The following is a 12134-nucleotide window of genomic DNA, read 5'->3' as shown; positions in this document are numbered from 1 at the left end:
CGTGAACCGTTTCGCTGACCTTCTCGACATGCTGGCGTTCACACCCTCGCGCAATGCCAAGCTAACGCTGTTGCAGGATTACTTCCGTATTGTACCCGATCCTGAGCGCGGTTACGCGCTGGCGGCAATCGCCCGCGATCTTGACATACCTGCGGTCAAGCCGGCGCAATTGCGCGAACTGATTTCCGCCCGCATGGATCCCGAACTGTTCGGCTATTCCTATGATTATGTCGGCGATCTGGCCGAAACCATCGCGCTCGCCTGGCCAGAGAAGGGCGAGGCACTTGCCGGCCGCAATGATGCGCCGGGATTGACCGAAGTGGTCGAAACACTGATCGCATCCTCACGCCGGGATGGTCCCGGTCTTGTCGAGGACTGGCTTGACCGGCTCGATGCGCCGGGCCGGTACGCATTGCTCAAGCTGGTCACCGGCGGATTTCGAATGGGGCTCTCGGGCCGGCTGATCAAGCAGGCGCTAGCCGCTTTTGGCGATGTCGATGTCAATCAGATCGAGGAACTCTGGCACGGACTGACACCGCCTTATACCGATCTGTTTGCCTGGCTCGAGGGGACCGGCGAGAAGCCGGTGAATGCGAGCGCAGCCCCGTTCCGCCCGGTGATGCTGTCACACGCCATCGACGTGAAAGACTTTGAAAGGCTCGACCCGGCGGATTTCGTTGCCGAATGGAAATGGGACGGCATCCGCGTGCAGGCGACATCCGAGCGCGGCATCAGCCGGCTCTACACCCGCACCGGCGACGACATTTCCGCAGCCTTCCCGGACCTGGTTGACGCGATTTCCTTTGACGGTGCGCTGGACGGTGAATTGCTGGTGGCCCGGCCATCAGGCAGCGGCATCGAAACCGGCGGTTTTTCCGATCTTCAGCAACGCCTCAACCGCAAGACCGTCAGCGCCAAACAATTGCGCGATCATCCGGCCTTCTTCCGTGCCTATGATTTGCTTCAGGCCGGCGACGAAGACCTGCGCGCCCAACCCTTTCTTGACCGACGGCAGAAGCTTGAGGCCTTTGTCGGAGAGCTTGACCCGATGCGGTTCGATTGTTCTGAAATGCTTCCATTCGGAAGCTGGGATGAACTTGCTGCGCTACGTGCTGATCCGCCATTTGCGGTGATCGAGGGCGTGATGATCAAGCGCAGGGCGGCACCCTATCTTCCGGGCCGTCCCAAGGGCGAGTGGTTCAAGTGGAAACGCGATCCCTTCCTGATCGACGCGGTGCTGATGTATGCGCAGCGTGGTCATGGCAAACGGTCGGGTTTTTACTCCGACTACACTTTCGGGGTCTGGCGCGAGCCGGGGGAACTGGTCCCGGTCGGCAAGGCCTATTTCGGCTTCACCGATGACGAGCTTGTCGAGATCGACAAATATGTCCGCAACAACACCATCGAGCGCTTCGGCCCGGTGCGGTCGGTGCGTGCCGGTCTCGACAAGGGGCTGGTATTCGAAGTTGCTTTTGAAGGCATCAATCGCTCAAGCCGTCACAAATCCGGTGTCGCCATGCGATTTCCGCGCATCAACCGGCTGCGCTGGGACAAGCCGCCGGGCGAAGCGGACCGGTTGGACACGCTTGAGCGGATGATTGACGGTGCTGCATGACACTCTTGCCCGGAGGGCCGTGCATGACTATGTGAGGGGCAACGCAAAACGGGAACTGCCAGCATGAGCAATGGTCTGACACGCTTTCTGGGCGACACGCCCGGCAGAACAGCACTCAAGTTGCTGGTTGCTTCCTTCGTAGTCGGCGTGATCATGGCTGCGTTTAACTGGTATCCGCTCGATATCCTGTACATCGTCCGAGATTTTCTGGTCAATCTCTGGGAAACCGGCTTTGCCGCATTGGGCCGCTTCGGCACCTATTTCCTGCTCGGCGCCGGCGTAGTGATTCCCGTCTTCATCCTTGTGCGGCTGTTCAGTCTGCGGAAATAGGCTCAGACAAACCCGGACGCGGCTTCGAAGGTCAGCAGGTGACGTCTGGCGACTGCGTCGATGTCACGGCTGTATCCACCGCCCAGAACCGAGGCGACCGGAACGCCGCGTTGCCTGAAGAACGAGAACACCCGCCGGTCGCGGTCTTCGAGGCCTTTGTCGGTAAGTGACAAGCGCCCGAGGCGGTCATTTTCATGCGGGTCGACGCCGGCATTGTAAAACACCAGGTCCGGCGCAAAGCCGTCAATCGTTCGTGGCAGCAGCCAGTCAAGTGATTCAAGATAGGCCGCGTCGCGCACCCCGTCGGGCAGACCGACATCGATTGTCGATGGCTGCTTGCGCACCGGGTAGTTTTTCTCGCTGTGCATCGACACGGTGCGGATAGCAGCTACATCCGCACAGATCTCGGCGGTCCCATCGCCCTGGTGGACATCGAGATCAATAACCAGAACGCGGCCAACCTCGCCATCGGCAAGGAGCAAGAGCGCGGCTACCGTCACATCATTGAAGGTGCAGAACCCGGCCCCTTGTGCGCGCCGGGCATGGTGGCTGCCACCAGCGGTGTTGCAGGCAATGCCCTGGCTGAGCGCCAGCCGTGCCGCCATCACGGTGCCGGCGGTTGCCAGCCGCGCCCGCATGCTTACCCGGACATCGACTGGAAATCCGATCTCGCGTTCGATGAGAGCGGGCACCTTGCAGGCAAGCACCTGATCCACATAGGTCCGATGGTGCGCGAGCGTCAGCCATTCAGCGGGCGCCGGCGCGGGCGCGTGAAACTCCGCCACCGAATTCAAGCCGGTTTCGCTGATCAACTGCATCAGCCGCGTGTATTTGCCCATCGGAAAGCGGTGGCCCGGGTCAAAACCGGCATCATAGGCAGGGGCATGGATAATGGGCAAAGATGACATCGGCGATTTATGCCCCGACCGATCCCGGGCGTCCATCAAAAGCGTATCCGTGCGTCGCGCGCTTTAGCTTCCGGATAGAACCAGCTTGCCCGGCCTTCGTCTTCCGTCTCTTCCAAGCACCTCGCTGCCCGCCATTCTAACCTGATCGCGCCCGCTGTCTTTGGCGTTGTATAGTCCGATATCTGCAAGGTGCAGCAACAGTTCCAGGTTCTCACCGGTACCCTCCGACAGTCCAATGCTGACGGTAATTGGATGAGTTGCAGGAACACAGGCGTGGTATTGCAGGTGAATGGACGCGCGGAGTGACTCGGCAAAGGCCAGCGCCGCCATGCTGCCGGTGTTGGGAAGGAAAATGCCAAATTCCTCTCCGCCCAATCGGCCGACCACCGCATTGTCCGGCACACTCGCTTGCATCAAACCCGCAATGGTCTGAATCACCTTGTCGCCGGTCTGGTGACCGTAGCTGTCGTTGACCTTCTTGAAATGGTCAATGTCGAGTAGCAGAACCGAAATCGGAAGTGTTGGGGTTGCCTGAAGCGCGACGGCCTCCGCAGCAGCAAAAAAACCGCGCCGGTTGAGCAGGCCGCTCAATGAATCGGTGATCGATTGCTGATTGAGCTCCGCAAACAGGTCAGCGGCAATGCGCAGCATGAACAGAATGGCCAACACCAGCAGGCTGTAAAGCCCTGCCACCTTGAGCGAGACAGCCCAGAACGATGTGTCTTCGATAACGCCGATTTTTGGTGCGCCTTCGATGAAGAATGAAAGCACAGGCCGTCCAAGCACCAATATTGCCGCCGACATCAGGGCAACAAGAATTCCGAGATCGATTTTGTCACGTGTCCGGGTTTTCAATATCGCCCATATCCCGGTGGACAGCAGGAGGACGATCCCGACGCTGATGGACAGGCCACGCCCGAACGCATTTTGATGAACAAAATTGATCCAGCATGCGGTGAGGTCGGCAACGGCAAGGATGAAAAGCAACAGGCGGGTCGGTGCATTGCCTGTGTAGCGCAGACACACGCCCCTGGCGACCAGCAGCACACAGATGGGCACGAAGATATTGACTCCGTCCATGAGCCTGAACATCGGATTGAAGTAATTGAGGAATTCGAAGGCGAACCCGATACTGCCAAGAGAAAAAGCCAAAGCCCAGTTCAGAATATGTATCCTGTCTGGCTGCTGTTTCCATATCAGGAAGAATGTCAAAGCGAACAGCAGTCCCACGACAGGATTGATGGTCGATAAGATGTATGATGATTCCAAGCGAACGCCTCTCAGCCTGACGGCAAGGCCCTTCCAGTATGCCATGGAGGTTAAAAAAGGCCCAATTCACGTACTCATGCCAGTAGCGAAATCAGCACCAGATATTGCTTGGGTTGATGGCCCGAACCCTGATGCCGGCCCCTTTACACGAGCCGCAAACTCGAACAGGAAAGAAACAGTCTTCCTTGCTGGATTTGCCACGTGACCAATTTGTCCCTGACGCCTGATGTGCTGCCGCCTGCCGGGCGTGATTTTGACGTCAACAACCGCATGGTGCTCGCCATCGCGGTGCCGATGACGCTGGCGTTCTTGACCACGCCGTTGCTCGGGCTGGTCGATACCGCGGTGGTTGGCCGCTTGGGCGATGCAGCACTGATTGGCGGGTTGGCGATTGCGGCGATCCTCTTCGATCTTGTCTTCACCACGTTCAATTTCCTGCGTTCATCGACCACGGGTCTGGTTGCGCAAGCCATGGGCCGTGACGATCCGACTGAAGAGCAGGCTGTGTTCTGGCGATCGCTGATGATCGCGGTGGTCGCAGGTGTCGTTGTCATTGCCGCCATTCCACTGCTTCTGGCAGGCGGGTTGGCATTCATGGGAGCTGAAGGTGAGGTCGCAGCGGCAGCTTCGACCTATCTGGTGATCCGGGCGCTTTCCGCGCCAGCCGCGCTGTCCAATTATGCCATCCTTGGATATGTGCTCGGCCGGGGGATGGGTGGAACCGGGCTGTTTCTGCAAACCATCATCAATGGCACCAATATCGTGCTGTCGATCTGGCTGGGCCTGGGGCTTGGCTACGGTCTTGAAGGCGTCGCGTTTGCAACGGTGATTGCCGAGGTGGTTGGTTGCGCCACGGGGCTTTTGATCATTCATCGCAAATTTGATCGCGCCCATGGCCCGTCCTGGCAGCGGATCATCAACCGCCCTTCAATCCTGAAGCTGATGGCGCTCAATGGTGACATCATGATCCGCTCCTTTGCGCTGATCATCGCCTTTGCCTGGTTCACCCGCATGGGCACCGGCTTTGGCGAGACCACCTTGGCCGCCAATGCCATCCTGATGAATTTTTTCATGGTCGCCGGCTACTATCTTGACGGTTTCGCCACTGCGGCCGAACAGATCGCCGGACGGGCCATTGGCGCACGCAACCGGCAGGCTTTCGGCAAGGCCGTTCGACTGACCGTCATCTGGGGCTTTGGCCTCGCCGCCTTCACAACCACCTTTTTTCTGATCTTCGGCACGACGGTTGTCGAGCTGATGACGACTCTCGAAACGGTCCGCACCGAAGCTGGGGCATATCTGTTCTGGGCGGCGCTGACTGCGCTATCCGGCGTGCTCGCCTTCGAGATGGACGGTGTCTATATCGGCGCGACATGGTCACGTGACATGCGCAACATGATGTTGATGTCGCTCGCCCTGTTCATCGGCCTGTCAGTCGGCCTCACCGAAATATGGGGTAATCAGGGGCTTTGGATATCGCTGAATATCTTCCTTGCGGCGCGTGGCTTCACCTTGCTCGCCATATTGCCCCGCCGCATGGACAGGGCTTTTGGCGCAGCTTGAACCTATTCAGGAATGGTCAAACCCGCGTAATGCGCTGTTCTGGTGTCACGCAGATCTGACAGCCGTGCCAGATTTTCACGATCGCAGAGCCGCGACAGATCACGGACGATCCGGCCCGGAAGCAGCGGTCCGCCATAGATGAACCCGGTATAGAGTTGCACCAGATCCGCGCCGGCGCGGATTTTTTCAGCAGCCGTCTCGGCGCTGTCGATGCCGCCCACCCCGATCAGAGGCATATCGGCGCCGAGCCGTTGCCGCATCTTGGCCAGCACAATCGTCGAGCGCTCGAACATTGGCCGTCCGGACAGCCCGCCCGCTTCGTTCACCTTCGGATCAGGGACAAGTCCGGTGCGCGACAACGTGGTGTTGGAGACAATGACGCCGTCAAGCTTTTGCGCCAGGCATTCCGCAGCGATGTCATAGAGATCGGCCTCAGTCAGATCTGGTGCGATCTTGAGAAACACCGGTATGCGCTTGGCCTTCGCGTCGCGTTCGGCAAGAACCTGGCTCAACAGGTCCGACAGGGCTTCGCGGCTTTGCAGATTGCGCAGGCCAGGCGTGTTCGGTGAGGAAATATTGACGGTGAAATAATCCGCCACATCGGCAAAACGTAAAATTCCAGCGACATAATCGCCGACCCGGTCTGCCGTATCCTTGTTGGCGCCGATATTGACCCCGAGAATTCCATCGCGGCGGCGGCCCGAAATCCGGGCATGGGCTTCGGCGTGGCCCTGATTGTTGAACCCCAGACGGTTGATGACCGCGTGATCCTTGACCAGACGGAATACGCGGGGTTTTGGATTGCCCGATTGCGGCTTGGGAGTCAGCGTGCCGACTTCGACAAAGCCAAACCCGAGACGCGACAGTTCCGGGGCAACTTCGGCGTTCTTGTCATAGCCTGCAGCCATCCCCAGCGGATTGGGAAACGCCAGCCCGGCGATATTGACAGAGAGACGCGGGTCGCTGGTGCGGCAAGCGGGCACCAGTCCGCTTTTCAGCGCGCTGATAGAAAGCCCGTGCGCTGTTTCCGGATCGAGCCTGAAAAGCGCGCTCCGGGCAATCCCGTCAAGCAGGCTCTTCATGCCTCCATATCCGGAAACACATGCGCGCCGTCTGGACCGATTGGCAATGGTTTGACCCATTTGACCACGGACAGGGGCATGTCTGCGTAAAGATGCGGAAACAATGCGCCGCCCCGCGAGGTTTCGAACACCAGTTTTTCGCCGAGCGCACCCGCATCAATAGCCACCAGCAACAAATCACCCTGTCCGCCAAAGTGCTTTTGCGCTGTCTCGATTGCCTGATCACGGGTTGAAAAATGAATGAAACCATCGGCCAGATCCACCGGTGCGCCGGTAAAGCGGCCTTCGGCTTCTGCAACGCGCCAGAGGGCTTCAGGTGTAATCTTGTAAATTGTCGCATGCATGATTGATTGTCTCGCTTTCCTGCTGCCGCCCACGGCTATGCGTTCCATTGACAGCTTTTTAGGATCCATTCTCGATTTTGTCTTCATTGCGTGTCATCACATATACAAGCAGGAGTGTGCCGTCATGACCCGTTTTGCAATTCTTCCAGCTTCAGCCCTGGCGTTGATCATATCCGCTCAGGCTTTTGCCCAGGAACCGCTGGCAAGCCGCTTTACCATGGAAAAGACAGAGGATGGCTTTGTCCGCATGGATAAGTTGACCGGTGAGATGTCAATCTGCACCGAAAAATCCGGTCAACTTGTCTGCAGGCTTGCCGCCGACGAGCGTCACGCCTTTGAGGAAACCCTGTCGGAGCTCTCGGCTCGCGTCACGGATCTGGAAGACCGGCTTGATTCGCTCGAACCGGACGGACGTGGCAATGAGCTTCCGGATGAGGCCGAACTGGATAAGGCCATCAGTGCCATGGAAAAAATGATGCGCCGGTTTTTCGGCATGGTTGAAGAACTGCAGAAGGATTTTGACGACAAGCCAAAAATCCCGCCAGAGCCGGTGCCGGACAGGACTTGATACTGCTTTGACAGAGAGCCCCGATCGGGCGGCAGGCTGCAAGGTCAGTCTTCGCCCTGACTGAATCGCCACTTTGGCGCCTCATCGGATTGCCGCCCTTGCGCGAAGCCTTGCTGCGCCGCTAGAGTGCGCTTCACAAATCAGGCCTAGTGCCTGGTTTATCGCGGGAGCGCGATCGGGGGGCAGAGCGCATGGCGCAATTGACACTTATCATAGCAGACGATCATCCATTGTTTCGCGGAGCGATGCGGCAAGCCCTGGAGGGCATGGGCGCCAGCATCGATATTCTGGAGGCTGGCGATCTCGAGGCCGCGCGCAAGAAAGCAGGTGACCATCCGGAAGCGGATCTGATTCTTCTGGATCTGACCATGCCGGGTGTATCGGGGCTGTCCGGGCTGATTGCGTTCCGCGCCGAATTTTCCAGCCTGCCAGTGGTGGTGGTGTCGGCGTCCGACGATCCGCCAACCATGCGCCGCGCGCTGGAACTGGGCGCTTCGGGATTCATTCCAAAATCCGCCAGTATCGACGAAATTCGCCAGGGCGTTCAAACCGTCCTGGACGGGGGCATCTGGACACCACCGGGGGTGGACCTGGGATCCGAGCACGATCCGGAAATTGCCAGCCTGATTGCCCGCATTCAGACCCTGACCCCGCAGCAGGGCCGAGTGCTCGGAATGCTGGCCGAAGGCCTGCTCAACAAGCAGATCGCCTATGAGCTCAGCGTCTCCGAAGCCACGATCAAGGCGCATGTTTCTGCGGTGTTGCAGAAGCTTGGCGTCGACAGTCGGACCCAGGCCGTCATTCAACTCTCCAAGATCGGCGCGGAGGTTCTCACCCAGAACGATTGATCAGAGGCGATCCGGCATGAGTGCGTGGCACGCTGCTTGGAGCATCGTGCGATGCTCTATTCTGCCGCTTTGCGTCGGGTGACAGTCACATGATTGAGAAAGGCGCGAAGCGCTGCTGGCTTGATCGGCTTGTTTTGAACCGAGATGCGGTCAACCGCAGCGGTAGCTCGGACTTCCGGCGTGCGGTCAGCGGTGACCAGAAGTGCAGGAATATCCATTCTCCACAATTTGCGAAGCGCGATGATGGTCTCGATTCCGGTCCCGTCATCGAGATGGTAATCGGCGAAAATAACGTCGGGCGCGTCCTCTGTTTCGGCGATTGTCAGGCTTTCATTCAGCGAGCCGGAAGCCAGCACCGTGCATCCCCACCCGCCAAGCAACAGTGTCATGCCCTCCAGAATTTTGGGTTCATTGTCGATGCACAGAACCCGAAGTCCCTTCAGGTTGGTGCTTGCCTGTTCCGCACCGGCGCGTTTGGGCTGTGCCTGGATGCGCTTGATGTTGGTTTCAAGCGGCAGCTCCACCCGGAATTCAGTGCCTTTTCCGGCTTGCGAGGCGATGTCGACCGGATGCTTGAGCACCCGAGCGATGCGATCGACGATCGAAAGCCCCAATCCGAGCCCCGATGCCGTGCGCGCGCCTTCCTCAAGCCTGGCAAATTCACGGAAAACGGTTCGGAACTTGCTTGAGGGGATTCCGATGCCGGTATCAATGACCTGAATGAGAACCGTGTCACCGCGCCGTCGCACACCCACCAGCACCCGGCCTTCACGGGTGTATTTGATGGCGTTGGAAACCAGATTCTGGATTAGCCGCCGCAACAGGTTGGGGTCGGATCGTACATAAACGCTGGTCGGCATCACCGTGAATTTGAGGTTTCTCTCACGTGCCACCGGCGCGAAATCGGTGACCACCCGTTGCAACAAATCATTGAGTGGGAAGCTTGCCAATTGCGGTTTCATGGCGCCGGTGTCGAGCCGGGAGATATCCAGCACGGCACCCAAAATGGCTTCCACTGATTCCAGCGAGGAATCGATATTCTGCACCAGTTTCTGGTTGGGAGAATTGCCCAGCCGTTCAACCAGTGTGGACGAGTAGAGCCGGGCGGCGTTGAGCGGTTGCAGGATGTCATGGCCGGCAGCGGCGAGAAACCGCGTCTTGCCGATGTTTGCTTCTTCAGCGGTCAATTGGGCTTTCTCAAGCTCGCGGTTCACCCGGGTCAATTCGGCGGTGCGGTGTGTCACCCTCTGCTCAAGCGTTTCATTGGCCTGTTTGAGCGCCATGTCGGCGGCCACGCGCTCGGTGATGTCGGCATAGGTGGTCACGATGCCGCTGTCCGGCATCGGGTTCGAGCGGATTTCGACAATTCTCTTTTCCGCTCCGATGGTCAGCGCAAAAGCAGTGTCCATGATCTGGAACTGGTCCAGTGTATCTTGTTTTTCACTGTCCCTGATGTCGCCCCGATCAGCCAGGATCGAGATGATACTCTCCAGCGAAAACCCGACCTGCCCGACATTTTCAGGTAGTTCCAGCAATGAGCGGAACCGCTTGTTCCACACCGTCAGCCGGTTGGTACTGTCAAAAACCGTGATGCCCTGGTTCATCTGTCCAAGCGCTGTCTGCAACAGGTCGCGATTATATTGCAGCGCTTCTGACGCCTCGTCGAGCAAGCGTGCTGTATCGCCGGGAATATCGTCGGCCCGTTCGAACAACAATGACAGCACCAGACGTGCCGATGCCGAGCCGATGGCGCTGCCCAGCAATTGCTCTGCAAACCGCAACATGCCCATATCCGCAGGGTCATCGGGTTTGATCCATCGCCCGATGGCGCGTTCGTGCGAATGAAACGACCGTTCGGTCCGCTCATGGCCAAGATACCGGCTGATCGTCTGTTTCAGGTCGGCGACGGTTACCTTGGTCTTCCAGCTGCGGCCCGAAGTCGCCAGTCTGCGGCTCTGCGGTATGAACACTGCCGACTGGATCCGCTCGATGGATTTCGGGCGGCGCGAAAGCGACCCGATCACGTAAAACAGACAGTTGACCGCCAGGCTCAGTACAACGGCATTAAACAGCGGATCCGAGCCCGGCCCGGTAAAGCTGCTGGTGCCCGGGATGACGAAATCGAGAATGGCCGCCGCCACATGGCTGTTATCCGGCCCGCCCAGACTTGGAACCATCAGCATATAGGCCCAGATGGCAATTCCGCTGGAAAGGCCGGCAACCGCGCCGCGGGCGTTGGCCTGGCGCCAGAACAGCCCGCCGAAAAAGGCCGGCGCCAGCTGTGCGATCGCCGCGAACGACAAAAGGCCGATGGAGGCCAGCCCGGCATTGATGTCGGCAGCGCGATAATAGGCAAAGCCGAGCAACAGAATGCCGACAATCGCGGTGCGCCGTATGACCAGGATCAGACGCGAAAAATCGCCGCTCTGGCCACGCCTGTCGCGCCGCCGGAGCACCACCGGAACGATGATGTCATTGGAGACCATGATGGCGACGGCCACGGATGCGACAATCACCATCGCTGTTGCTGCCGAAAAGCCGCCGATGAATGTCAGAAGTGCAATGACCGGCATGTCGTTGGTCATCGGCAGGGCAAGCACAAACAGATCGCTGGCGCCGCCCGAGCCGAATTGCAGAACCCCGGCAATCGCAACCGGCAGGACAAAAATATTGATCGCAACGAGGTAGAGCGGTAGCAGCCACCCGGCCAGCCGGAGTTCGCCCGGCGTCCGGTTCTCCACCACCGCCACGTGAAATTGGCGCGGCAGCAGGATGATGGCGAACGACGATAGCACGACCAGCAAGCCCCAGCGCAACGGCGGCGTCTCATAGCTTAGCGCCGCCATTACGTCAGCCTGCGCGGTGGCTGCCCGGAGCAAATCCCAGGGACCGTCATACATCACGAAAACGACCGACAATCCGATCAGCGTAAACGCCAGCAGTTTGACCAGCGACTCCATGGCGATCGCCAAAATCAGGCCATCTTGGTGCTCGGTCGCGTCCGTATGGCGGGTGCCGAAAATCGCCGCGAAAGCCGCGAGCACCAGAGTGACGAAGAAGGAGATGTCAGAGAGAAAGAATGTTTCGGTGACCCGGTGCAATTGTTCGACATCGACCATCACCGCCACGGATGACGAGACTGCTTTCAGCTGCAATGCAATGTAGGGAATGGTTCCGATCACGGCAATCAGGGCGACCAGCGCCGCCACCGTCGGGCTCTTGCCATAGCGCGCCGCCATGAAGTCGGCGATCGATGTCAATTTTTCGGCCTTGGCCAGAGTCACGATCCGCTTCAGGATCGGCATGCCAAGCGTGAACATCAAGATCGGGCCGATATAGATCGCGGTGAACTCCAGACCGCGCGACGCGGCCAATCCAACCCCGCCAAAATATGTCCAGGACGTGCAGTAGATTGCCAGACTGAGAGAATAGATGATCGGGCGGCCAGCCATCCGCCTTCGCCGCTGTCTGGCTGAACGGTCGCCATAGGTGGCTATCGCAAACAGCATCAGCAGATAAAAGAGGGCTGATCCAAAAACCAGCCAGCCGGGCATCATTGTTTCTCACTCCCACCTGTCCACCAGCCAGCAGCATAGTCTGTAAAGAC

The 12134-nt window shown here is 58.8% G+C and carries 11 protein-coding genes; 6 read left to right on the top strand and 5 right to left on the bottom strand.

All coding sequences use genetic code 11. From position 1 onward, the window contains the following. Window position 1: 1 nt before the first annotated feature. Together IMCC20628_RS17850 and IMCC20628_RS17845 are read left to right on the top strand one after the other, a co-directional pair. Window positions 2–1615 (top strand): cisplatin damage response ATP-dependent DNA ligase, encoded by a 1614-nt coding sequence (locus IMCC20628_RS17850; RefSeq protein ID WP_082128213.1) that lies wholly within the window; start codon window positions 2–4, stop codon window positions 1613–1615. Window positions 1616–1678: 63 nt separating this feature from the next. Beyond that, window positions 1679–1945: a DUF6460 domain-containing protein gene (locus IMCC20628_RS17845; protein ID WP_047031330.1), complete on the top strand. Its 267-nt coding sequence runs from the start codon at window positions 1679–1681 to the stop codon at window positions 1943–1945. Between the two features lie 2 nt (window positions 1946–1947). Here the strand turns inward: IMCC20628_RS17845 and IMCC20628_RS17840 are convergent, their stop codons facing one another. Together IMCC20628_RS17840 and IMCC20628_RS24365 are read right to left on the bottom strand one after the other, a co-directional pair. Continuing rightward, window positions 1948–2853 (bottom strand): histone deacetylase, encoded by a 906-nt coding sequence (locus IMCC20628_RS17840; RefSeq protein ID WP_047032722.1) that lies wholly within the window; start codon window positions 2851–2853, stop codon window positions 1948–1950. A gap of 63 nt (window positions 2854–2916) precedes the next feature. Next, window positions 2917–4005, bottom strand: a complete 1089-nt coding sequence (locus IMCC20628_RS24365; RefSeq protein ID WP_197078334.1) for a GGDEF domain-containing protein — start codon at window positions 4003–4005, stop codon at window positions 2917–2919. Window positions 4006–4093: 88 nt separating this feature from the next. Here IMCC20628_RS24365 and IMCC20628_RS25465 point away from each other — a divergent pair, with 88 nt between their 5' ends. Together IMCC20628_RS25465 and IMCC20628_RS17830 are read left to right on the top strand one after the other, a co-directional pair. Beyond that, window positions 4094–4327 carry a hypothetical protein gene (locus IMCC20628_RS25465; protein ID WP_197078333.1) on the top strand — a complete coding sequence of 78 codons (234 nt, stop codon included), beginning with the start codon at window positions 4094–4096 and terminating at the stop codon, window positions 4325–4327. Window positions 4328–4392: 65 nt separating this feature from the next. Further along, the gene (locus tag IMCC20628_RS17830) at window positions 4393–5685 is read left to right on the top strand and encodes an MATE family efflux transporter (RefSeq protein ID WP_047032720.1); all 1293 of its coding nucleotides are present in this window, start codon (window positions 4393–4395) and stop codon (window positions 5683–5685) included. A 2-nt stretch (window positions 5686–5687) separates the two neighbouring features. Here the strand turns inward: IMCC20628_RS17830 and IMCC20628_RS17825 are convergent, their stop codons facing one another. Next, a complete protein-coding gene (locus IMCC20628_RS17825) occupies window positions 5688–6767 on the bottom strand; it encodes a quinone-dependent dihydroorotate dehydrogenase (RefSeq protein WP_047031329.1) in 1080 nt (359 codons plus the stop codon). Further along, entirely contained in the window at window positions 6764–7111 is a 348-nt protein-coding gene (locus IMCC20628_RS17820; RefSeq protein WP_047031328.1) for a DUF952 domain-containing protein, read from the bottom strand. The genes IMCC20628_RS17825 and IMCC20628_RS17820 overlap by 4 nt, the downstream gene beginning before the upstream one ends. A gap of 124 nt (window positions 7112–7235) precedes the next feature. Between IMCC20628_RS17820 and IMCC20628_RS17815 the strand changes: the two genes are divergently transcribed. After that, window positions 7236–7679 (top strand): hypothetical protein, encoded by a 444-nt coding sequence (locus tag IMCC20628_RS17815; protein ID WP_047032719.1) that lies wholly within the window; start codon window positions 7236–7238, stop codon window positions 7677–7679. A gap of 191 nt (window positions 7680–7870) precedes the next feature. Continuing rightward, a complete protein-coding gene (locus IMCC20628_RS17810) occupies window positions 7871–8527 on the top strand; it encodes a response regulator transcription factor (RefSeq protein ID WP_047031327.1) in 657 nt (218 codons plus the stop codon). Window positions 8528–8583: 56 nt separating this feature from the next. On the opposite strand, the gene IMCC20628_RS17805 is transcribed toward IMCC20628_RS17810, so the two are convergent. Next, window positions 8584–12084 (bottom strand): PAS domain-containing hybrid sensor histidine kinase/response regulator, encoded by a 3501-nt coding sequence (locus IMCC20628_RS17805; RefSeq protein ID WP_047031326.1) that lies wholly within the window; start codon window positions 12082–12084, stop codon window positions 8584–8586. Window positions 12085–12134: the final 50 nt, after the last annotated feature.

This window comes from Hoeflea sp. IMCC20628 (assembly GCF_001011155.1).
In the GTDB taxonomy this organism is placed as follows: domain Bacteria; phylum Pseudomonadota; class Alphaproteobacteria; order Rhizobiales; family Rhizobiaceae; genus Hoeflea.
This window is presented reverse-complemented; position numbering and strand designations above follow the sequence as displayed.

Excerpts from the sequence above, each read along its gene's own strand:
- IMCC20628_RS17845 (WP_047031330.1), top strand. The coding sequence starts at position 1,679 with ATGAGCAATGGTCTGACACGCTTTCTGGGCGACACGCCCGGCAGAACA.
- IMCC20628_RS17840 (WP_047032722.1), bottom strand. The coding sequence starts at position 2,853 with ATGTCATCTTTGCCCATTATCCATGCCCCTGCCTATGATGCCGGTTTT.
- IMCC20628_RS25465 (WP_197078333.1), top strand. The coding sequence starts at position 4,094 with ATGGTCGATAAGATGTATGATGATTCCAAGCGAACGCCTCTCAGCCTG.
- IMCC20628_RS17830 (WP_047032720.1), top strand. The coding sequence starts at position 4,393 with ATGGTGCTCGCCATCGCGGTGCCGATGACGCTGGCGTTCTTGACCACG.
- IMCC20628_RS17825 (WP_047031329.1), bottom strand. The coding sequence starts at position 6,767 with ATGAAGAGCCTGCTTGACGGGATTGCCCGGAGCGCGCTTTTCAGGCTC.
- IMCC20628_RS17820 (WP_047031328.1), bottom strand. The coding sequence starts at position 7,111 with ATGCATGCGACAATTTACAAGATTACACCTGAAGCCCTCTGGCGCGTT.
- IMCC20628_RS17815 (WP_047032719.1), top strand. The coding sequence starts at position 7,236 with ATGACCCGTTTTGCAATTCTTCCAGCTTCAGCCCTGGCGTTGATCATA.
- IMCC20628_RS17810 (WP_047031327.1), top strand. The coding sequence starts at position 7,871 with ATGGCGCAATTGACACTTATCATAGCAGACGATCATCCATTGTTTCGC.
- IMCC20628_RS17805 (WP_047031326.1), bottom strand. The coding sequence starts at position 12,084 with ATGATGCCCGGCTGGCTGGTTTTTGGATCAGCCCTCTTTTATCTGCTG.